The organism is Lelliottia wanjuensis, from assembly GCF_030238365.1.
GTDB classification, from domain to species: domain Bacteria; phylum Pseudomonadota; class Gammaproteobacteria; order Enterobacterales; family Enterobacteriaceae; genus Enterobacter; species Enterobacter wanjuensis.
The window spans coordinates 76,036-97,267 of record NZ_JASSOT010000066.1; the positions used below are offsets into that span (position 1 = coordinate 76,036).

Below are 21,232 nucleotides of genomic sequence, written 5' to 3' on the forward strand. Positions count from 1 at the left end.
AGTGCCTCATGAAAGTCATCATTGTGGAAGATGAAATCCTCGCCCAACAGGAATTAAGCTGGCTGATTAAAGAGCACAGCAAAATGGAGATCGTGGGCACCTTTGAGGACGGGCTGGATGTGCTCAAATTTTTGCAGCACAACCGCGTCGACGCCATTTTTCTGGATATCAATATTCCGTCGCTGGACGGCGTACTGCTGGCGCAAAACATCAACCAGTTCGCCCATAAGCCGTTTATTGTGTTTGTCACCGCGTGGAAAGAGCATGCCGCCGAAGCCTTTGAACTGGAAGCCTTCGACTACATTCTGAAACCCTATCAGGAGTCACGCATCATCAGCATGCTGCAGAAGCTGGAACTGGCATGGCGACAGCAATCCAGCCCGGCAGTCAGCCCTGCGCCTGCCGCCACGCGCGAAAATGACACACTCAATCTGATCAAAGATGAGCGCATTATCGTCACACCGATGGATGATATTTATTACGCCGAAGCGCACGAGAAGATGACGTTCGTCTACACGCGCCGGGACTCGTTTGTGATGCCGATGAACATCACCGAGTTTTGTGCCAGGCTCCCGACGTCGCACTTTTTCCGCTGCCACCGATCGTTTTGCGTCAATCTGAACAAGATCCGCGAAATCGAGCCCTGGTTTAACAACACCTATATTTTACGGCTGAAGGATCTGGAGTTTCAGGTGCCGGTGAGTCGCAGCAAGGTGAAAGAGTTCAGACAGTTGATGCATTTTTGACGCCCTCTCCGTGACGAAGAGGGCGAAGTGAATCAGAGGTACTGACCCAGCGTCTGGCGCAGATGCGCGCCGGACCCCAGCAGGCCTGGATTATCATGCACGATCAGATAAACGGGAATATCCTGGACGTAGGATTTGAAGCGCCCTTTATCTTCGAAACCGCCGCGGAAACCGGACGCTTTAAAGAATTCGAGGAAGCGCGGCACAATCCCACCGGCGATGTACACGCCACCGAAGGTCCCGAGATTCAACGCCAGGTTGCCGCCGAAGCGTCCCATGATCACGCAGAACAGCGACAGGGCGCGGCGACAATCGGTGCAGCTGTCTGCCAGCGCGCGTTCGGTGACGTCTTTCGGCTGCAGGTTTTCTGGCAGACGACCGTCAGATTTCACAATCGCGCGATAAAGATAGACCAGACCCGGGCCGGAGAGCACGCGCTCGGCGGAAACGTGACCCAGCTCGGCGCGCAGCTCCTGCAGAATAATGCCCTCTTCTTCGCTGTTTGGCGCGAAATCAACGTGGCCGCCTTCGCCCGGCAGACTCACCCAGCGTTTGTCGACGTGAACCAGGTGCGAAACGCCAAGCCCAGTGCCCGCGCCGTAAACGGCAATCGGCTTGCCCTCGACCGGTTTATCCCCGCCAAACTGAATCAGATGTTCAGGTTTAAGCATCGGGATCGCCATCGAGACCGCTGTAAAGTCGTTAATAATTTCCAGATGCGCGAAACCAAGATTCTTTTTCATCTCGGCAATCGAAAACGCCCAGGTGTGGTTGGTCATCGCCACCCAGTCGCCGGTAATCGGGCAGGCAATGGCGATACAGCCATCTTCTACGCTGACCTTATGCTCATCCAGATAGACGCGAACCACCGCTTCCAGGCTCGGGTAATCCAGCCCTGAGTAGGCCTTTGCCTGAGAGATTTCACCGGTATTAATATCGCATAGCGCCAGCCGGGCGTTGGTACCGCCCACATCGCCTACTAAAGCATACTTTGTCATTCTTCTACTGCTCCGCTAAAGTCAGAATAAATCTTTGGGACACTGTAAGTTCAAGGCGAGATAACAACAACGGCCTGAAGGCGGGTGGCCCAGGATTATCGATCTTCGTCACAGAATAACTTTACCGTTTCAGCACCTTTTGCACTATTGCCGTCAAACTGATTGTGCAAAGTCACGCTAAATACTTTTGTACAAGGAAATCATCATGCTTCATCCCCGCGCCAGAACGATGTTGCTGCTGGCAATACCCGCGCTACTGATTGGTATTGCATCAAGCCTGGTGTTAATCGTCGTGATGAAAGTCGCCTCGGTGCTGCAGACGTTTTTATGGTCCTCGCTTCCCGGGCAGTTCGGTATTGATGTGGCGTCTCCGTCGTGGATCATTTTGATGTTAACGCTCACCGGGATTGCGGTGGGGCTGGTGGTTCGCTTTAGCCCAGGACATGCGGGCCCGGATCCGGCGCTGGAGCCGCTGATTGGTGCGCCCGTGAATCCTGGCGCGCTGCCGGGGCTGATTCTCGCTCTGGTGATTGGTCTTGCGGGCGGCGTGAGCCTCGGGCCGGAACATCCGATTATGGCGGTGAATATCGCTCTTGCCGTCTATCTTGGCTCACGGATTTTGCCGCGCGTAGGTGCTCTCGACTGGACCATTCTGGCATCGGCGGGGACGATCGGTGCGCTGTTCGGCACGCCCGTTGCTGCCGCGCTGATTTTCTCGCAAACCCTGAGCTCCGATAACGACGTTCCGCTCTGGGATCGTCTCTTCGCCCCATTGATGGCGGCGGCGGCCGGTGCGCTCACCACCAGCCTGTTCTTCCAGCCGCACTTTTCGCTGCCGATCCCTCACTACGGACACATGCAGCTGGCCGATATCTTTAGCGGGGCAATTGTCGCCGCGATCGCCATCGCGGTGGGAATGGTCGCCGTGTGGTGCCTGCCGCGCCTGCATCTTCTGATGCACAAGCTGAAACACCCGGTGCTGATTCTCGGCGCGGGCGGCTTTTTACTCGGTATTCTGGGTGCCATTGGCGGTCCCATCACCCTTTTCAAAGGGCTGGATGAGATGCAGCGCATGGCGTTCAGCCAGGTGTTTAGCGTGTCTGACTATTTCCTGTTTGCGGTGGTGAAACTGGCCGCAGTGGTGGTGGCCGCCGCGTGCGGTTTTCGCGGTGGGCGGATTTTCCCGGCGGTGTTTATCGCCGTGGCGCTGGGCCTGATGCTGCATGAGCATGTCGATGCGGTTCCGGCGGCGATCACCGTCTCCTGTTCGATACTGGGGTTTGTGCTGGTGGTGACGCGCGATGCGTGGCTGAGCCTGTTCATGGCCGTGGTAGTGGTGCCGGATACCAACCTGCTGCCGCTGCTCTGTATCGTGATGTTGCCCGCCTGGCTCCTGCTGGCGGGCAAACCGATGCTGATGGCCTGGCGGCCGAAAAAATAGTCAGGCGTTATTGCGCGCTTCCAGCGCCTGGGTGATGGCGCTCAACAGCGGAGGAATATCCTCTTTGGGCAACATCACCTCGATCAGCGACAGTTTTTCGCTGTGGGCAACCTTCTCCAGAATCTCCGCCAGTTGCCCTGTTTCACTTACCCGCCAGCACTCAGCCTGACCGTTCTGGCTCAGTGCCTGCGGGATCTGCGTCCAGTTCCACAGGGCGATATCGTTATAGCGCTGTTTCGGCCCGTGGATCGCCCGCTCAACGGTATAGCCTTCGTTGTTCAGCACCAGAATCACCGGGTGCTGTTGATCCCGCAGCATTGAACCCATCTCCTGAATCGTCAGCTGTGCCGCGCCGTCCCCGGTCAGGACAATTACGCGTCTGTCCGGGCATGCCGTCTGCGCGCCAAACGCCGCCGCCAGGGTATAGCCAATCGATCCCCACAGGGGCTGCACGATAAAGTTCACGTCGGTCGGGAGACGCAGTGCGGCGGCACCAAAGGCGGAGGTGCCCTGGTCAGCGAGAATGACGTCGCCGGGGCGAATAAAGGGTTGCAGCGTGTGCCAGAAGTTCTCCTGGGTGAGGGTTTCATCCTGATGCCGATGGGTGAGCGGCGCCTGTCGGGCCGGTGTCCCCTGCCTGGTGATGTGCTGCTTGCACAGTGCCGAGAGGATCTCGACGGCCTTCGCCATCGGAATGCCCGTGAACCAGCGCTCTCCTACGCGGGCGGCGTGCGGCTGGATTTCGATGGTTTTGGCCGCCGGAAGATGGTGCGTGAAACCGGCGGTCAGGGTATCGGTGAAACGCGTCCCGACGCAGATAATCATATCCGCCTCTTCAATCGCTTCTTTCACCCCTTCCCCGCTCGCCGAGCCGCTGTAGGTGCCGTAAAAACCGGGCTGGCGCTCATCAAAAATCCCTTTGCCCATCAACATGGTCGCGTGGGCCATCGGCGTCTCTTTCACCCATTTCTGCAGCTGATCTTTGAGCCCATACCGTAGCACCAGGAAGTCAGCCAGCAGTGCGGTACGTTTGCTGCTGGCGAGGCGCGATTCAGCCGCATCGCGGAAGGCTTTCAGGCAGGTGCTATCCGCGTGAGAGGTGCGTTCTGTGAGAGCGTTTACAGGCGGCGTGGCCGGTTTTTTTGCCACGTCCGCAGGCAACATCAGATACCCCGGACGCCGCTCGCGCAGCATGATCGACAAGACCCGGTCGATTTCATAGCAGGCGTTTTGCTCCGTTAAAATCGCCTGCGCCACCGTCACCGGCTCACTCATCCGGTAAAAATGACGGAACTCGCCGTCGCCCAGCGTGTGGTGCAGCAGCTCGCCTTTTTGCTGCGCGGCGCTGCCCGGTGCGCCCACGATATGCAGCACCGGAACGTACTCCGCGAAGCTGCCCGCGATACCGTTCATAGCGCTCAATTCCCCGACGCCAAATGTCGTCAACAGCGCGGAAAAGCCCTTGCAGCGGGCATACCCGTCAGCGGCATAGGCGGCGTTCAGCTCGTTCGCACAGCCCACCCAGCGGATGTCCGGGCTGTCGATGACATGATCGAGAAACTGCAGGTTGTAGTCGCCAGGGACGCCAAACAGGTGTTCGGCGCCGCAGTGTTTTAGTCGTTCAAGCAGGTAATCGGCGACGCAGTATGGGGTTCGCATAACAGGTGTCCTTCTGACGTTGACCTCACTTTGAGTATTAAAGAAGCGTGATGACTGTCCAGAAACGGCGACAAGATGACGCTGGAAAGAATGCTTTACGAAAAATGGCGGTGTAATCTGATTTACTGCGCCACGGTGTAAACGTATACACTGATGGGATATTTCAGGTCAGAGGGGTTTAGCAATGGTTTTTCAGGCGGATAAAATGCGTTATCAGTCAATGCAGTATCGTCGCTGCGGCCAGAGCGGTTTAAAGCTGCCCGCAATTTCGTTGGGTTTGTGGCATAACTTTGGCGATACCACGCTCATTGACACCAGTCGTCAACTTTTACACCGCGCCTTCGAGCTGGGGATTACCCATTTCGATCTGGCCAATAACTACGGGCCACCTCCCGGCTCGGCAGAATCGAACTTTGGTCGCATTTTGCAGGAAGATTTTCTGCCCTATCGCGACGAACTGATTATCTCGACCAAAGCGGGCTATACCATGTGGGACGGCCCCTACGGCGACTGGGGTTCACGTAAATATCTGATCGCCAGTCTGGATCAGAGCCTGAAGCGTATGGGGCTGGAGTACGTGGATATCTTCTATCACCACCGCCCGGACCCGGAAACGCCGCTGCGCGAGACGATGAAAGCCCTCGACCACGTGGTGCGTCAGGGGAAAGCGCTCTACGTTGGCCTGTCGAATTACCCGGCGGAACTGGCGCGTCAGGCGATTGAGATCCTCGACGACCTCGGTACGCCGTGTCTTATCCACCAGCCGAAATACTCCATGTTTGAACGCGCGCCGGAACAGGGTTTGCTGTCCGTCCTGCAGGAGAAAGGCGTCGGCTGTATTCCGTTCTCTCCGCTGGCCGGCGGGCAACTGACAGATCGTTATCTGAACGGTATTCCGGCGGATTCTCGTGCGGCCAGCGGAAGTCGTTTCCTCAATCCGGATCACATTACGGAAGAAAAAATCAGCCAGGTGCGCGAGCTGAACGCGCTGGCCGAAAGCCGGGGTCAAAAACTGTCGCAGATGGCGCTGGCCTGGGTGTTACGCCACGACGCGGTCACGACGGTGCTGATTGGCGCGAGTAAGACCGCGCAAATCGAGGACGCGGTAGGCACGCTAAATAACCTGCACTTCAGCGCCGATGAACTCAGTGCCATTGACGCGATCCTGAACCGGACAAAATAAACGCACTTTTAGCAAAACGTGCTCCCCCTGACGAATTAGGAGTTGAGGCGATTAAACGGGGCTTTACGGCCCCGTAATATTGCGTTAACAGGCCGCTTACGGCCCCGATCGTGAAGGAGAAGAAGCATGTTCAGGTCACTGATTCTTGCAGCGGTATTAATGGCTTCAGCACCGCTGGTCGCCAATGCTGGCGAAATCACCCTGTTGCCATCAGTAAAATTACAAATTGGCGATCGTGACAATTATGGTAACTACTGGGACGGCGGTGGCTGGCGCGACCGTGATTACTGGCACCGCAACTATGAATGGCGAAAAGACCGCTGGTGGAGGCACGATAATGGCCGTCACCGTGGCTGGGATAATCGCAAAGCGTACGAGCGTGGCTATCGTGAAGGCTGGAGCGACCGGGACGATCGTCGCGGACCGCACGGTCATGGACGCGGTCACGGACACGGCGGCCATCACCACTAAAAAACAAAAAGGAGCCAAATGGCTCCTTTTTTTATGTCTGCAATCTTACAGCCCCAGCGCCGTACCAATCAGCAGCCACAGGTTCAAGGCCACCACCAGCACCACGATAATCCAGCCGATACGTTTAACCAGCGTGGTATTGACCAGGTCGCCCATCAGCTTCTGGTTGCTGGTAAAGATCAGCAGCGGAACCAGCGCCAGCGCGATACCAAAGCTCAGCAGGACCTGGCTCATCACCAGAATGCGCGTCGGATCCAGCCCCATCAGAATGACGATAAACGACGGCAGCATCGTCACGGAGCGGCGCACCCACAGAGGAATGTGGAAGCGTACGAACCCCTGCATCACCACCTGTCCGGCCAGCGTCCCGACCACCGTCGATGAAAGACCGGCTGCCACCAGGCTCAGGCCGAAGATGGTCGCCGCCGCGTGGCTCAGGAGCGGTTCCAGCGTCAGGTATGCCTGATCGAGATCGGCAATCCCCGTGTGACCGTTAAAGTGGAACGCCGCTGCGGCCGTCGCCATCATTGCCAGATTCACAAACCCGGCGATGGTCATGGCGATACCCACATCCCATTTGGTGGCCGAATAGCGCTCCTGGCGAGAGCCTTCGTGGGCGTGCTGCGTCAGGGAGGAGTGGAGATAAATCACGTGCGGCATGATGGTCGCCCCCAGAACGCCCGCCGCCAGGAACACGGCTTCTGACGTCGGCAGGCTGGGGATGATCATCCCTTTACTCAGCTGCGCCAGATTCGGCTGGGAAAATATCAGCTCAACAATATAGGCCGCAGCGACAAACAGCAGCAGACCGCCGATCACCAGCTCGAGGGGCTTCTGCCCGCGGCGCTGGAGCATCAAAATCAGGAAGGTGGCGATCCCGGTCAGTACCGCCCCCTGCAGGAGCGACACGCCCAGAATCAGCTTAAAGCCTATCGCCGCGCCGATAAATTCGGCGAGGTCAGTCGCCATGGCGATGATTTCCGCCTGCACCCAATAGAACCAGACCACCGGACGCGGATAGTGATCGCGAATCTGTTCCGCGAGGTTTTTCCCCGTCGCGATACCCAGTTTTGCGGAGAGCACCTGAATGAGCATCGCCATCAGGTTCGCCCACACCACCACCCACAGTAATTTGTAGCCAAAGCTCGCCCCGGCCTGAATGTTGGTCGCAAAATTACCCGGATCGATATAGCCAATAGCAGCGATGAACGCAGGTCCCATTAATGCGAACCTGAGCTTGCGCGCCGCTCTGGCACTGCTACCCTCTACGCGACTGTTTGTCATTTCTGCCTCTGGAAATATAGCCTTTGCTATGTTTCATGCTATCAAAATGAGAATGATTATCAAGATCATTTAAAAAGTTTATAGTGATTTCTCTGATAGCAAAGAACGATAGCTGGGGCGGGTGCAATGAAACGATCTCACAGACAGTGAAATCGCACAGTCATTTGTGAAGCGTAGCACACAAACGTAACTTTTCACTCATTTACATAACATAACAGAAGTGTATGGTTGATCACTATTTTTGAGACTCGTCACAGGTTGTAACTATACTGTGGCCTTGATCTCGTTTTCTTTGTGCTTGTTACATAGAATGTGCACGGAAATTAAACCTGCCTCATATTTGGAGCAAATATGGACCGCGTCCTTCATTTTGTCCTGGCACTTGTTGTCGTTACTGCACTTGCATTGCTGGTCAGCACAGACCGCAAAAACATTCGTATACGTTATGTTGTACAGCTGCTCGTCATTGAAGTTTTACTTGCGTGGTTCTTCCTGAACTCCAACGTAGGCCTGGGCTTCGTGAAAGGCTTCTCCGAAATGTTCGAAAAACTGCTCGGATTTGCTAACGAAGGGACGAACTTTGTCTTCGGCAGCATGAACGATCAAGGCCTGGCATTCTTCTTCCTGAAAGTGCTTTGCCCAATCGTCTTCATCTCTGCGCTGATCGGTATTCTGCAGCACATCCGTGTTCTGCCGTTTGTGATCCGTGGGATTGGTTTCCTGTTATCCAAAGTCAACGGCATGGGTAAACTGGAATCTTTCAACGCAGTCAGCTCCCTGATTCTGGGCCAGTCCGAGAACTTTATCGCGTATAAAGACATCCTCGGCAAAATGTCCCGCAACCGCATGTACACCATGGCGGCTACCGCAATGTCGACTGTTTCCATGTCTATCGTGGGCGCATACATGACAATGCTGGATCCAAAATACGTGGTCGCAGCACTGGTTCTGAACATGTTCAGCACCTTTATCGTTCTGTCGCTGATCAACCCGTACCGCGTTGACGCCAGCGAAGAAAATATCCAGATGTCTAACCTGCACGAAGGCCAGAGCTTCTTCGAAATGCTGGGCGAGTACATTCTGGCAGGTTTCAAAGTGGCGATTATCGTTGCTGCGATGCTGATCGGCTTCATCGCCCTGATCGCTGCGCTGAACGCCCTGTTCGCGGCTGTGCTGGGTATCTCCTTCCAGGGCATTCTGGGCTACATCTTCTACCCGATTGCATGGGTGATGGGTGTTCCGGCTCACGAAGCACTGCAGGTCGGCAGCATCATGGCGACCAAACTGGTTTCCAACGAATTCGTTGCGATGATGGATCTGCAGAAAATCGCCAGCACGCTCTCTCCTCGCGCTGAAGGTATCCTGTCTGTGTTCCTGGTCTCCTTCGCTAACTTCTCTTCCATCGGCATCATCGCCGGTGCGATTAAAGGTCTGAACGAAGAGCAAGGTAACGTGGTTTCTCGCTTCGGCCTGAAACTGGTATATGGCTCGACGCTGGTGAGCGTACTGTCCGCGTCTATCGCGGCACTGGTACTGTAATCAGAATAAAAAAACCGGGGGTTTGCGCCCCCGGTTTTTTTACGCCTTCAGTTCATCTAGCGGCTGGGGTTTTCCCAGCAAATAGCCCTGCAAATAGTCTACCCCGATATCGAGTAACATCTGCCGCTGCTCCGGCGTTTCGACAAACTCCGCCACCACGCACAAGGATTTGGTCTTCGCCAGATTACAAATCGACTTCACAATGGTCGCATCCATGCTGTCCGTACAGATGTCTTTCACAAAGCAACCGTCGATTTTAATGATGTCCGCCTGTAGCCGTTTGAGTCGCTCATAGTTGGCATACCCCGTGCCAAAATCATCGATCGCAATTTTGAAGCCGTATTCGCGCAGTTGCTGGATATTCTGAATGCTGTATTCGGAATCGGAAAAAGCCTGCTCTTCGGTGACTTCGATAATGACCGCCTGCGGGGCAATCGCGTGGTGCCTGAAGCGATCGATAATCTCAGCGGCCACCTCTTTTTGATTGAGCGTCATTGGCATCAGGTTGACGGAGAAGCGCGCGCCGCACTCCGTCGACGGGTTTTCCCGCAGCCATTTCAGCAGGCTGTCGAGGACGCAGAGGTCAAAGCGGTGGCTGAGGTTGAACTGCGCCACCAGAGGAATGAAGCGATCGGGAGTGAGGATTTCACCGTCGCTCTCCAGACGGGTCAGAATTTCGTGGTAGCCCTCACCGACAGCATTCTGAATGGGCTGGGCATAAAGACGCACGCCTCCCTCCTCCAGCGCCCGTTTCACCCGGCTAAGCATCAATACGCGGTCCGTGGTTTGCCCGGAGACCCGCTCAACGCTGTTGGTAAGCGCCAGCACTCTGTGCGTGACGCAGGACTGCTCTGAAAGCCAGCTCAACTGCCCGAGCGTATGGTGCAGATTTTCGGCATCCTGATCCTCCAGTTCGCCCCAGGCCGCACCAAATTCGATGTCCAGCCCGGTATTGTTCCAGTAGATTTTACGGCTGTTTAGCCGATCGACGATGTGCTGCAAACGCTCCCCGCTGTCTGGCCCCTGCAGCACCAGAATCAACTCGCTGCCCGGTAGCTGGAAGAATTTTTCGTTCGCCTGAAGTAAAGGCTGAACCGCAGAGGTGATGGCTCGCTTACAGTGGATGCGCATCAGCATCCCGTAATGGCGGCTGAGAAACCCCAGGTTGCCCATCCGCAGGCAGCAGATTTTGGCATCCGGGTGTCGCTGTAAATAGTCTTCCAGGGCGCGCATATTCGCGAGGCCCGTGAGCGGATCGGTCAACGCCCTTTCGTGCCAGCCCTTCTTTAGCCATTCGCTCCGGTGGTAAATCCGCGACATGTACATCAGGCAAATGGCGAAGGAGATCAGCACCGACAGGACGAACGCCAGGGCATGCCCGGTCTGAACGCCATTAAGGAAATTTTTGTTGTAAGACAGGAGCAGGAAAGCGGAGATCGCCCAGCTCAAAGAAACCAGGGCATAGCTCAGGCGGCTGATCGCCACAGTAAACAGAATAAAAATCACCGGCACCAGATACCCGGCGATAAAGCTGGCTTCGATCGGGGAGCATAAAACCACTAATCCCAGCGTCAGACATATCAGCCAGCCAAATGTAAATACAGAATGTTTATGAATAAGATACGGCTTAACGCTGCGCAGCCAGAAGGTTCTGGCATTGCGCGGATTAATTATCATTCTTAGCGGGTAATAGAACATCATGGTAAATATCAGGCTGGCGCAAATCAGGCTCTGAATATCGACGATGTTATAAATTGCGGTGCCATCGCCAAAGAAGTTTGATATCGAAAGCGGGAAATCGAAGAAATATCCGGCGAGATACATCGACAGCTTTATGCCGAGGGGAATGATAAATCCCAGCCAGAAAATGCGTAACCCAATATGCCGGTTAGGCAGCCCATAGCGCCAGCGCTTGCCCAGCGTGAAGCGCAGGATTGCGCAGACTGCGAAGACCGAAAACGTCTGGCAAAACAGTACCACCGCATGCTGCAGAGGGGTGAGCTGGAAGTAATAAAGGTTAGTTAAGGCAAAACTGAAGACAATGGGAAGAACCGCGCGGCGGCCAAACAATAACATCATCGCCAGCATCACGCTTAAGGGTAACCAGGCTAAATAGACGTAATGACCGTCGAGGATGGAACGAGGGGAAATAAAACGAGAGAAAGGCACCGCCAGCAGACATAAAATGAATGCCAGCATAAATATTCGTAAATTATTTGTAAGGTGACTTTTTGCTCGTAACAAGGGGCTATTTCCCAGTCGAATCATTGGTTGAAGAAATGGTAAGTTTATTAATTGAGCGAATCAAGTTCCCGGTTTTAAATGAACTCTTTTATTGATTTCGATTGAGGTCAGATTGATAAACATACACGGATGGCAACAAAAAAGGCAGGAGATGATAACAAACGCATAAAAAAACCCCCGCCTTTCGGCGAGGGTCTGAATTTTGGTGGAGCTAAGCGGGATCGAACCGCTGACCTCTTGCATGCCATGCAAGCGCTCTCCCAGCTGAGCTATAGCCCCACAGTGTCTTTACGTTCCAAATTCCCCTGGATTAAGAATTTGGTGGAGCTAAGCGGGATCGAACCGCTGACCTCTTGCATGCCATGCAAGCGCTCTCCCAGCTGAGCTATAGCCCCAACGTAAAGCTGTCGTGTTGACGGGCGGCATAATATGAATTCCATTGCTGAGTGTCAACGGCAAAATCAGCCCTGCCCTTTCAATCGTCGAAAAATCATGCAAATGAAGCACATTGCGAGGTTGCTCGCAGCCAGTAGTTAAACCTGTCACATTTTCGCGTAAAAGGGTGCTATAACATGAAGCCTTCATTAACCCTACTGATATTCAGGTAATTGCATGATCAAGGAACGAATGACGCCAGAGGAGCTGTCCCGGCTCACTGGCTATAGCCGACAGACCATCAATAAATGGGTACGTAAAGAGGGTTGGAAAACATCTCCAAGGCCGGGTGTTCAGGGCGGTAAAGCGCGTCTGGTCCACGTGAACGAGAAAGTGCGAGAGTTCATCCGCAGCGCTTCTCGGGTAACCGAAGCACCTCTTCATCCTGAAAGCGTGGCAAGCAGTAGCTCGCTTGACGCTCTGCTTCTGACACTCGCCAATGAAATGACCCCCGATGAACAAAAACAGCTGACGACGCTGCTGCTGCGAGAAGGGATCACCGGATTGCTACAACGTTTAGGGATACGCGACCAGAGCTGATATGAAAAGATTACGGAGCAAGATGACCACGGAAGAGCTGGCCGAGAGCCTGGGGGTCGCCAAACAGACGGTCAACCGCTGGATACGTAAGCAAGGGTGGAAAACCGAAGGGTTAAACGGCGTGAAAGGTGGACGAGCCAGACTGATCCACATCGATACCCGCGTGCGTGAGCACCTTATGACCCTCCCCGCTATTCGTACCCGCCAGGCGGTTTACCAGTTAGCAGAAGCCTCCGCCGAGTATGGCGATGTGAATACCACCAGCCTGCCACGCCAGGTGACCACTGCTCTGGAAAACCTGACCCAAATCGAGCAACAGAGGCTCGCCGTGCTGCTGGCACGCGAAGGGATTCAGGGTTTTCTCACCCGCCTCGGGATCGCTGAAGAGCAGACATAAAAAAACGGCAGGATAACCTGCCGTTTTCAAATGGGTCTGCCTGATGCGATTACTGCTGGCTTTCGCGCTCAGCAATAAAGCCCAGCGCTTTGTTGATACGCGCGACGCTGCGTGTCTTGCCAATCGCATGGACGGTGACGTCCAGGCCTGGAGACTGGCCTGCGCCGGTCACAGCCACACGCAGCGGCATACCGACTTTACCCATACCCACTTCCAGCTCGTCAGCCGTTGCCTGAATCGCATGATGCACGTTCTCTGCGGTCCAGTCCGTCAGGGCTGCCAGTTTATCGCGCACCACTTCCAGCGGCTGACGCGCAACCGGACGCAGGTGTTTTTTCGCCGCGTCAGCATCAAACTCATCAAACTCTTCGTAGAAATAGCGGCAGCTTTCCGCAATCTCTTTGAGAGTTTTGCAGCGTTCGCCGAGCAGTCTCACCAGATCCGCCAGCTCAGGGCCGGTGCGGGTGTCAATGTTGGCCTGTTCAATGTGCCATTGCAGGTAGGTCGCAACATATTCAGCCGGCATGGTGTTGATGTAGTGATGGTTCAGCCACAGCAGTTTATCGGTGTTAAACGCACTGGCGGATTTGCTCACCGCATTCAGGGAGAAGAGTTTGATCATCTCTTCACGGCTGAAAATCTCCTGATCGCCGCTGGACCAGCCCAGGCGCACCAGGTAGTTCAGCAGCGCTTCCGGCAGGTAGCCGTCGTCGCGGTACTGCATCACGCTCACGGCGCCGTGGCGCTTGGACAGTTTTTTACCGTCATCACCGTTGATCATCGAGACGTGCGCGTAGACCGGCACTGGCGCATTCAGCGCTTTCAGGATGTTGATCTGGCGCGGGGTGTTGTTGATATGGTCTTCGCCACGGATAACGTGGGTGATTTCCATATCCCAGTCATCAACCACCACGCAGAAGTTGTAGGTCGGTGAACCGTCGGTACGACGAATGATCAGATCGTCCAGCTCCTGGTTGCTGAACTCAATCGGGCCACGGATCTGATCGTCAAAGATCACAGAACCGTCCTGCGGGTTAGCAAAACGCACGACGCAGGGTTCGTCATCAGCATGATGTTCATGGCTATGGCGGCAGCGGCCGTCGTAGCGAGGTTTGTCGCCGTTCGCCATCTGCTCTTCGCGCAGGGCTTCCAGACGCTCTTTAGAGCAGTAGCATTTATACGCGGTACCCGCGACCAGCATTTCATCAATGACGGCGTTGTAGCGATCAAAACGTTTGGTCTGGAAGTATGGGCCTTCGTCCCACTCCAGATTCAGCCAGTTCATGCCATCCATGATGGCTTCGATAGCTTCCGGTGTTGAACGCTCGAGATCGGTGTCTTCAATACGCAGCACGAACTCACCGCCGTGGTTACGTGCAAAAAGCCAGGAATAAAGAGCAGTACGGGCACCACCGACGTGCAGATAGCCTGTCGGGCTGGGCGCGAAGCGAGTTTTGATTTTCATGAAATGGCCTTACGTTATAAAGATGCCGACGACCGGCAAATGCTGGGATAAAAACAATGGGCAATATTCTATCACTGTGGGCCGATTCCTCAATGAGGAAGCCTGAATGACGTGCAGGTTTGCTAAATTTGTTTAGAAATCATGCTGCGCGGACCATTTTGTGATCCATTTGTTTAATTTTACGACGAACAAACAAAATCTTTAGAAAAGGCGTTGACTCATTTTCAACTCTCCCTATAATGCGACTCCACACAGCGGGGGTGATTAGCTCAGTTGGTAGAGCACCTCCTTTACACGGAGGGGGTCGGCGGTTCGAGCCCGTCATCACCCACCATCTACTTAAGTAGATACCGCAGTGTAGATAAGAATTTAAGATTGGGCGATTAGCTCAGTTGGTAGAGCATCTCCTTTACACGGAGGGGGTCGGCGGTTCGAGCCCGTCATCGCCCACCATTCTTAAATCTTATTTAGTAGCACCGAAATGGGTGATTAGCTCAGTTGGTAGAGCACCTCCTTTACACGGAGGGGGTCGGCGGTTCGAGCCCGTCATCACCCACCATTCGGGTCGTTAGCTCAGTTGGTAGAGCAGTTGACTTTTAATCAATTGGTCGCAGGTTCGAATCCTGCACGACCCACCAATGTAAAAAAGCGCCCTAAAGGCGCTTTTTTGCTATCTGCGATATTCAAGATTCGAACCTGCAGCAGGTTCGAGCCGAACGCAGTGAGGCACCGGAGCCGCAAGGCGACGGCCCGAAGGGCGAGCGAAGCGAGTCATCCTGCACGACCCACCAATGTAAAAAAGCGCCCTAAAGGCGCTTTTTTGCTATCTGCGATTCCTGAATTCAAAAGACATTGCCTGATGGCGCTTCGCTTATCAGGCCTACGTTATGCCTGCGTGATCCGTAGGTCGGGTAAGCGCAGCGCCACCCGACAAATAGCCCCCCAGATCTGGCAGGTCCTCTCAAGCTATGGATTTTTATGCCGATATGCTTGTTTTATGGCGAGAGGATTTACAATGACAACCATACAGACATCAACACCTTCAATGCAGACCAGCAGTAGCAGTGGTAGCAGCTCCAGCGACAACAGCATTGCGTCGCAAATCAGCCGTCTGACGTCGCAGATCACCAAGCTCACTCAGCAGCTCAAAGATGTGGCGAACGGCAGCGGCACTGCTGAAGATAAGAAAAAGCAGCAGGACCTGCTTCAGGCGCAGATCAAAATGCTGCAGGCCCAGCTGGCACAATTGCAGCGCCAGCAGGCTGAAGAAGCGCAAAAGAAACAAGAACAAAAACAGGGCAAAGCTGAAGGCGTGACCTCACCTTCCGCTGAGCACCAGATCGATATCTACATCTAATCGTCCGGCGCGTTAAATAACGGATCGCGTATGCGGGCCTCCATTAACCGCTGTGCCTGCATACGTACCACCTCCCAAAGCGCGTGAGCCGCCCCGGAAAGCGAGCGATTTTTACGTCGCGCCAGCATCAGTTTTCGCTCAATACAGGGCGCGAAACGCCTGACAACGAGCCGACTCCCCTGCGGCAGCGGCAACGCCAGCGCGGGTAACACGCTGATTCCAATCCCCGCTTCCACCATCGGGAAGAGCGTCGCGGGATGGCCAATCTCCTGCACGATCGTCGCATTCACTTTCTGCTGGGCGAGCGCCGCATCAATCAGCGGACGGCTTCCCGATGCATAATCCTGCAATACCAGGTTTGCCCCCTGCAATGCCTGCCACGTCACCTCTGGCACCTGGGTCAGAGGATCGTCATCGCGACAGAGCAGTAAAAATGGCTCTGAGAGCACCACTTCACACTCAAGATCCGTCACCGGCCCCGGATCGATCACAATCCCGAAATCCACCTCGCCTTGTCTGATACTCTCCAGAACCCACTGCTGCGGCCTGTCGTGCAGTACAAAATCGATATCGGGATAACGCCGGTTACTTTCGGCAATGCACTGGGGAATCAAATGCGCCGAAATGGTCTGGCTGGCGGCCACGCGCACGGTCCCAGAAAGTTGCTGCCCCACCCTGCCGACGTCGCGCAGCGTACTGTTGAGTTCATCCAGCAGTCGCTCCAGACGCGCGGCCAGCTGCTGCCCCGCTTCGGTCAGCACCACTTCCCGCGTGGTGCGATCGAGCAGGCGCACGCCGGTTTGCAGCTCCAGCTCTTTGACGCTATGGCTAACCGCCGACTGGCTCAGGCCGATTATCTCCCCGGCGCGGCTAAAGCTACGGGCCTGGGCGACGGTGACAAAAACGCGAAGCTGACGTAAGGAGTAATTCATCTTATTTATTCATGAATAGATGCAATAAATCGATTTTATTTCTCAAAGGGAACAAAGCACAATAGCCAAATCTGATTTCAGGAGCATCTATGAAACTGTTTCGTGTTCTCGACCCCTTTACCCTTACGCTGATTGCCGTGGTCCTGCTGGCCTCTTTCTTCCCGGCTCGCGGCGCTTTTGTTCCCTTTATTGAGGGCCTGACGACGGCCGCCATCGCCCTGCTGTTCTTCATGCACGGCGCCAAACTGTCGCGTGAAGCGATCATTGCCGGGGGGAGCCACTGGCGACTGCACCTCTGGGTGATGTGCAGTACCTTCATTCTGTTCCCAATCCTCGGCGTGCTATTCGCCTGGTGGGCACCGGTGAATGTCGATCCGGCGCTGTACACCGGTTTCCTCTATCTCTGTATTCTGCCTGCCACCGTGCAGTCGGCCATTGCATTTACGTCGCTCGCAGGCGGTAACGTTGCGGCGGCGGTTTGTTCCGCGTCTGCATCAAGCCTGTTAGGGATTTTTGTGTCACCGCTGCTGGTCGGCCTGCTGATGAATATGCACGGCGCAGAGGGCAACCTCGAACAGGTTGGGAAAATCTGCCTCCAGCTATTGCTGCCGTTCGTGCTCGGGCATCTCTCGCGTCCGTGGACCGGGGATTTCGTCGCCAGAAACAAAAAGTGGATTGGCAAAACCGACCAGACCTCGATTCTGTTAGTGGTCTACTCCGCCTTTGGCGAAGCCGTGGTGAACGGGATCTGGCATAAGGTCGGGATTGGTTCGCTGCTGTTTATCGCGCTGGTGAGCATTGTCCTGCTGGCGATTGTGATTGCGGTGAACACCTTTGCCGCGCGCAAGTTTGGCTTCAACAAAGCAGATGAAATCACCATTGTGTTCTGCGGTTCGAAAAAGAGTCTCGCCAACGGCATTCCGATGGCGAACATTCTCTTCCCGACGTCGGTGATTGGAATGATGGTGCTGCCGCTGATGATTTTCCACCAGATCCAGCTGATGGTCTGTGCGGTGATGGCACGTCGTTACAAGCGCCAGACGGAGAAGCTGGCGCAGGAAGAGACCCGCGCCGCGAAAGCTTAAGGACGTTTGAGGGGCTGAACCAGATGGCTCAGCCCTTCGCTTTTGATAAGCAACGTGATAGCCATCAGCTCGCCCAGTCGCCCGGCAGGAAATTGATCCTTGCGCGCGAACCACAGGAAATACTCTTCCGGCACGTCAATCAAGCGACGCCCCTTGTATTTACCGAACGGCATCTCGGTGTTGGCGATCTCGATGAGCTGTTCTTTCTCCACGTTACTCTCCCAGTAGCCTGATCATTTCAGCTTCGTCAATAACCTCAATGCCCAGCTCCTGCGCTTTCGCCAGCTTCGAGCCCGCCGCTTCACCGGCGATCACCAGATCGGTTTTCTTCGACACGCTGCCCGCCACTTTGGCGCCCAGCGCCACCAGACGCGCTTTGGCATCGTCACGGGAAAGCTGGCTCAGACTGCCGGTGAGTACCACGGTTTTGCCCGCAAACGGGCTGTCGATCTCTTCGGCGTTAACCACCACCGGCGCAGGCCAGTGAATGCCCTCTTCCAGCAGCTTACCGATGACTTCGCGGTTGCTCTCTTCTGCAAAGAAGTTGAAGACGTGGGTGGCGACAACGATGCCGACGTCCGGCACTTTTTGCAGATCCTCAATCGAGGCCTTTTCGAGCAGCTCAAGCGTACCGAAATGGGCAGCCAGCCCGGCGGCTGTCGCTTCGCCGACTTCACGAATACCCAGGGCGTAGAGGAAGCGCGCGAAAGTGGTCTCTTTGGATTTTTCCAGCGCATTGACGACGTTCTGCGCAGATTTTGGCCCCATACGATCCAGCCCGGTCAGCTTGCCCGCCGTCAGACGGAACAGATCCGCCGGCGTATGGACATACTCTTTTTCGACCAGTTGATCGATGATTTTATCGCCCATCCCGTCAACGTCCATCGCCCGACGAGAGACAAAGTGTTTGAGCGCCTCTTTGCGCTGCGCCCCGCAGATTAACCCACCGGTACAGCGCGTTACCGCTTCGCCTTCCACGCGTTCCACGTCAGAGCCGCAGACCGGGCAATGGGACGGGAATTCGATGGGAAATCGAACTGTTTCATCCAACTGTTTTTCTAATACTTTTACTACTTGCGGAATTACATCTCCAGCACGTCGAATAATGACCCAATCATTAATTTTTAAACCTAAATTTTTGATAACATCTTCATTATGCAATGTGACATTACTAACTGTTGCCCCTCCAACATAAACAGGTGTTAGTCGAGCAACTGGAGTGATGGCTCCGGTTCTACCAACCTGAAAATCAACCCCGATAACTCGTGTTGTCTTTTCCTGAGCAGCAAACTTATACGCAACAGCCCAACGCGGGGCTTTAGCAACAAATCCAAGCTTTTCTTGTTGCCTCTTATCATTAACTTTTATGACGATACCATCAATGTCAAATCCCATATATGGCCTACGTAATTCAATTCGATTGTAGTAGTCCATTACATCATTTATGTCATCATAAAGGCGCACATCATCACTAACTGGTATTCTCCACTTCCTAAACAGTTGCAACGTTTCAAACTGGCCAGCGGGCAGACTACCGCCATCAACAACGCCATATCCATAGCAGTAAAAGTATAGATTTCTGCTACTTACAATCGCGGGGTCGAGTAAACGAATGGTTCCTGCAGCTGCGTTGCGAGGATTGACAAACAGTTTACCGCCATGTTTCCGAGCATAGTTATTCAGTGAATTGAATTTATCTTTAGGAAGAATAACCTCACCTCGGATTTCAAGCTGACTGGGTATATTATTCCCATAAAGAACAAGCGGTACTGATTTTATTGTCTTTACGTTTGCAGTTACATCTTCTCCCTGCACACCATCTCCTCGAGTAACAGCACTTACAAAATGACCATTCTCGTAGAAGATACTTATTGCAAGACCATCAAGCTTTAGCTCACAACAATAAGAAGCTTTTTTGCCTAATTTTTGCTCTATGCGAGAGTTAAACGCCTGAAATCCCTTTTCTTCAAAAACATTTTCTAAAGAAAGCATAGCCATTCGATGCTTGATTTTCTTGAACCCATCAATAACTGGAGCTCCAACACGCTGCGTGGGCGATGTTGAAGTTACAAACTCAGGATTTGATTTTTCAAGTTCAATAAGACGACGCATTAAAGCATCGTATTCTTCATCAGTAATTTCTGGGTCAACAAGAACATGATATCTATGCTCATGGTAGCGCAGCTCATCACGAAGATTCTCGATTAGATGTAATATCTCTTTTTTATTCATAACGTTACCATAGATGAAAAACCCCCGACAGGCGGGGGTTGAGGAGACGTGGAAGAGAACGCAGAATTTAGGCGTTAGCTTCCTTTACTTCGCGGATGCGATCCTGATACTCGCGCAGTTTCTGCGGCGTCATCATACGACGCTGATCGTCGAGTACCACACCACCGACTTCATCGGCGATGTGCTGGGCGGATTGCAGCATCAGCTTAAAGTTTTGCAGTTCGTCACCGTAGGACGGCACCTGCATAAAGATCGTGATGCCCGGCGTGGTGAAATCACCGGTCATTTCCGGATCAAAGGTCCCCGGATTCACCATGTTTGCCAGGCTGAACAGCGCAGGGCCGCTCCCGTCCGGGCTCAGGTGACGGTGGAAAATATTCATGTCGCCAAACTTGAAGCCCGCCTGCTGAATGCTGTTGAGCAGCACGTCACCATTGAGCTGAGTCCCGTGATGCGCGGCGACGTTCATGATGATCACCGTCTCTTTACGCTGCGGCTTTTCAGCTACCGGCGCTTCTTCGATAATCGGTTCCGGTTCAACGACAGGCTCAGGCTGCGGAGCCGGTTGCACATGAACAGGCTGCGGCGGCATTTCTGGCGGCGAGGGCTGAACAGGACGCGGCTGCTGCACGGGCTGTTGAACGTGCTGCGGCTGAACCGGCTGCTGGACAACAGGCTGTTGTACCGGCGGTTGCTGTGGCTGACGCACCGGCTCTTCCACAGGCTGTGGCGCGGGCTGGCGCGGCTGTGCAGACGCGTAAGGCGGCTGATACTGGTGCTGCGGAGGCTGACGAGGTGCTTCATGCTCCCCATGGCCTGCAGCAGGCGCAGTCGTATTGACCCGATGAACGCGAACTTCACCCACGCCTTCGTCGTCGTTATCGTCGATGTCGTCATCACCGTCATCGTCGTTACGACTGGACTTCATGCGTTTCAGTGGGCGATCGCGAAACATCGAGGAACGTTCTTTACGGCTGGTCCAGAAACCATGTACCAGTAAAGCGAGTATGGCGATCGCGCCAACAATGATTAATATCAGACGCAAATCCTGCATCATTATATTCTCTGTTGTTCTAACACCTTGCCACCACGGCAAACATTTACTCACTAAGAGTATTTGCCGATTACGTCAAGTGCAAGTGTGTGCAGAGCATTCAAAGCATAAAGATGAACGAAATCGTGCTTTTTGCTGTTTTTTCGAACATTTCCGAACTGGTCATTGGT

General features: G+C 54.2%; 18 protein-coding genes, 6 tRNA genes and 1 other RNA gene. 14 read left to right on the top strand and 11 right to left on the bottom strand.

Annotation, left to right across the window (positions count from 1 at the left end):
* Positions 1–8 precede the first annotated feature (8 nt).
* On the top strand, positions 9–746 hold the full coding sequence (locus QQF33_RS19385; RefSeq protein WP_282493762.1) for a LytR/AlgR family response regulator transcription factor: 738 nt from the start codon (positions 9–11) through the stop codon (positions 744–746).
* Positions 747–778: 32 nt separating this feature from the next.
* On the opposite strand, the gene glk is transcribed toward QQF33_RS19385, so the two are convergent.
* The gene (gene glk / locus QQF33_RS19390) at positions 779–1,744 is read right to left on the bottom strand and encodes a glucokinase (protein WP_282493763.1); all 966 of its coding nucleotides are present in this window, start codon (positions 1,742–1,744) and stop codon (positions 779–781) included.
* 205 nt (positions 1,745–1,949) lie between these two features.
* Between glk and QQF33_RS19395 the strand changes: the two genes are divergently transcribed.
* A complete protein-coding gene (locus tag QQF33_RS19395) occupies positions 1,950–3,185 on the top strand; it encodes an ion channel protein (RefSeq protein WP_285150114.1) in 1,236 nt (411 codons plus the stop codon).
* Here QQF33_RS19395 and ipdC read toward each other — a convergent pair whose 3' ends face one another.
* Positions 3,186–4,844: an indolepyruvate decarboxylase gene (gene ipdC / locus QQF33_RS19400; protein WP_285150115.1), complete on the bottom strand. Its 1,659-nt coding sequence runs from the start codon at positions 4,842–4,844 to the stop codon at positions 3,186–3,188.
* 184 nt (positions 4,845–5,028) lie between these two features.
* Here ipdC and mgrA point away from each other — a divergent pair, with 184 nt between their 5' ends.
* Positions 5,029–6,027, top strand: coding sequence for an L-glyceraldehyde 3-phosphate reductase (mgrA, locus tag QQF33_RS19405; RefSeq protein WP_285158442.1), 999 nt, complete (start codon positions 5,029–5,031; stop codon positions 6,025–6,027).
* A gap of 126 nt (positions 6,028–6,153) precedes the next feature.
* Positions 6,154–6,498 carry a DUF2502 domain-containing protein YpeC gene (ypeC, locus tag QQF33_RS19410; RefSeq protein ID WP_282493767.1) on the top strand — a complete coding sequence of 115 codons (345 nt, stop codon included), beginning with the start codon at positions 6,154–6,156 and terminating at the stop codon, positions 6,496–6,498.
* Positions 6,499–6,543: 45 nt separating this feature from the next.
* Here the strand turns inward: ypeC and QQF33_RS19415 are convergent, their stop codons facing one another.
* A complete protein-coding gene (locus QQF33_RS19415; protein WP_285150117.1) occupies positions 6,544–7,782 on the bottom strand; it encodes an Nramp family divalent metal transporter in 1,239 nt (412 codons plus the stop codon).
* A gap of 351 nt (positions 7,783–8,133) precedes the next feature.
* Here QQF33_RS19415 and nupC point away from each other — a divergent pair, with 351 nt between their 5' ends.
* Positions 8,134–9,321: a nucleoside permease NupC gene (gene nupC / locus QQF33_RS19420; RefSeq protein ID WP_282493769.1), complete on the top strand. Its 1,188-nt coding sequence runs from the start codon at positions 8,134–8,136 to the stop codon at positions 9,319–9,321.
* A 39-nt stretch (positions 9,322–9,360) separates the two neighbouring features.
* On the opposite strand, the gene QQF33_RS19425 is transcribed toward nupC, so the two are convergent.
* The 3 genes from QQF33_RS19425 to QQF33_RS19435 form a co-directional block, all read right to left on the bottom strand.
* Positions 9,361–11,520: an EAL domain-containing protein gene (locus QQF33_RS19425; protein WP_285158443.1), complete on the bottom strand. Its 2,160-nt coding sequence runs from the start codon at positions 11,518–11,520 to the stop codon at positions 9,361–9,363.
* Between the two features lie 248 nt (positions 11,521–11,768).
* Positions 11,769–11,844 (bottom strand) — tRNA-Ala (locus tag QQF33_RS19430).
* Positions 11,845–11,884: 40 nt separating this feature from the next.
* Positions 11,885–11,960 (bottom strand) — tRNA-Ala (locus QQF33_RS19435).
* A 217-nt stretch (positions 11,961–12,177) separates the two neighbouring features.
* Between QQF33_RS19435 and QQF33_RS19440 the strand changes: the two genes are divergently transcribed.
* Positions 12,178–12,540, top strand: a complete 363-nt coding sequence (locus QQF33_RS19440) for a YfeC-like transcriptional regulator (RefSeq protein ID WP_282491562.1) — start codon at positions 12,178–12,180, stop codon at positions 12,538–12,540.
* A gap of 1 nt (position 12,541) precedes the next feature.
* Positions 12,542–12,937 (top strand): YfeC-like transcriptional regulator, encoded by a 396-nt coding sequence (locus QQF33_RS19445; RefSeq protein WP_285150119.1) that lies wholly within the window; start codon positions 12,542–12,544, stop codon positions 12,935–12,937.
* 49 nt (positions 12,938–12,986) lie between these two features.
* Here QQF33_RS19445 and gltX read toward each other — a convergent pair whose 3' ends face one another.
* Positions 12,987–14,402, bottom strand: coding sequence for a glutamate--tRNA ligase (gltX, locus tag QQF33_RS19450; RefSeq protein ID WP_285146820.1), 1,416 nt, complete (start codon positions 14,400–14,402; stop codon positions 12,987–12,989).
* Between the two features lie 258 nt (positions 14,403–14,660).
* Between gltX and QQF33_RS19455 the strand changes: the two genes are divergently transcribed.
* The 6 genes from QQF33_RS19455 (at position 14,661) to QQF33_RS19480 (ending at position 15,759) form a co-directional block, all read left to right on the top strand.
* Positions 14,661–14,736 (top strand) — tRNA-Val (locus tag QQF33_RS19455).
* 43 nt (positions 14,737–14,779) lie between these two features.
* A tRNA-Val gene (locus QQF33_RS19460) sits at positions 14,780–14,855 on the top strand.
* Between the two features lie 30 nt (positions 14,856–14,885).
* A tRNA-Val gene (locus QQF33_RS19465) sits at positions 14,886–14,961 on the top strand.
* 3 nt (positions 14,962–14,964) lie between these two features.
* A tRNA-Lys gene (locus QQF33_RS19470) sits at positions 14,965–15,040 on the top strand.
* Positions 15,041–15,069: 29 nt separating this feature from the next.
* A non-coding RNA gene (locus tag QQF33_RS19475) (RtT sRNA) lies at positions 15,070–15,193 on the top strand.
* Positions 15,194–15,417: 224 nt separating this feature from the next.
* Positions 15,418–15,759 (top strand): FlxA-like family protein, encoded by a 342-nt coding sequence (locus QQF33_RS19480; protein ID WP_285158444.1) that lies wholly within the window; start codon positions 15,418–15,420, stop codon positions 15,757–15,759.
* Here QQF33_RS19480 and QQF33_RS19485 read toward each other — a convergent pair.
* The gene (locus tag QQF33_RS19485) at positions 15,756–16,691 is read right to left on the bottom strand and encodes a LysR family transcriptional regulator (protein ID WP_285150121.1); all 936 of its coding nucleotides are present in this window, start codon (positions 16,689–16,691) and stop codon (positions 15,756–15,758) included. The two genes, QQF33_RS19480 and QQF33_RS19485, sit on opposite strands and share 4 nt — an antisense overlap.
* Before the next feature lie 89 nt (positions 16,692–16,780).
* On the opposite strand from QQF33_RS19485, the gene QQF33_RS19490 reads away from it, so the two are divergent.
* Complete coding sequence (locus QQF33_RS19490) at positions 16,781–17,776, top strand: bile acid:sodium symporter family protein (protein ID WP_282495460.1); 996 nt, start codon at positions 16,781–16,783, stop codon at positions 17,774–17,776.
* Here the strand turns inward: QQF33_RS19490 and QQF33_RS19495 are convergent.
* From QQF33_RS19495 to zipA, 3 genes are all read right to left on the bottom strand, one after another.
* Positions 17,773–17,988, bottom strand: coding sequence for a DUF3820 family protein (locus QQF33_RS19495; RefSeq protein WP_095282821.1), 216 nt, complete (start codon positions 17,986–17,988; stop codon positions 17,773–17,775). The genes QQF33_RS19490 and QQF33_RS19495 overlap by 4 nt on opposite strands.
* Position 17,989: 1 nt before the next feature.
* A complete protein-coding gene (gene ligA, locus QQF33_RS19500; RefSeq protein ID WP_285158445.1) occupies positions 17,990–20,008 on the bottom strand; it encodes an NAD-dependent DNA ligase LigA in 2,019 nt (672 codons plus the stop codon).
* Positions 20,009–20,075: 67 nt separating this feature from the next.
* Positions 20,076–21,065: a cell division protein ZipA gene (zipA, locus tag QQF33_RS19505; RefSeq protein WP_285158446.1), complete on the bottom strand. Its 990-nt coding sequence runs from the start codon at positions 21,063–21,065 to the stop codon at positions 20,076–20,078.
* Between the last annotated feature and the right edge of the window lie 167 nt (positions 21,066–21,232).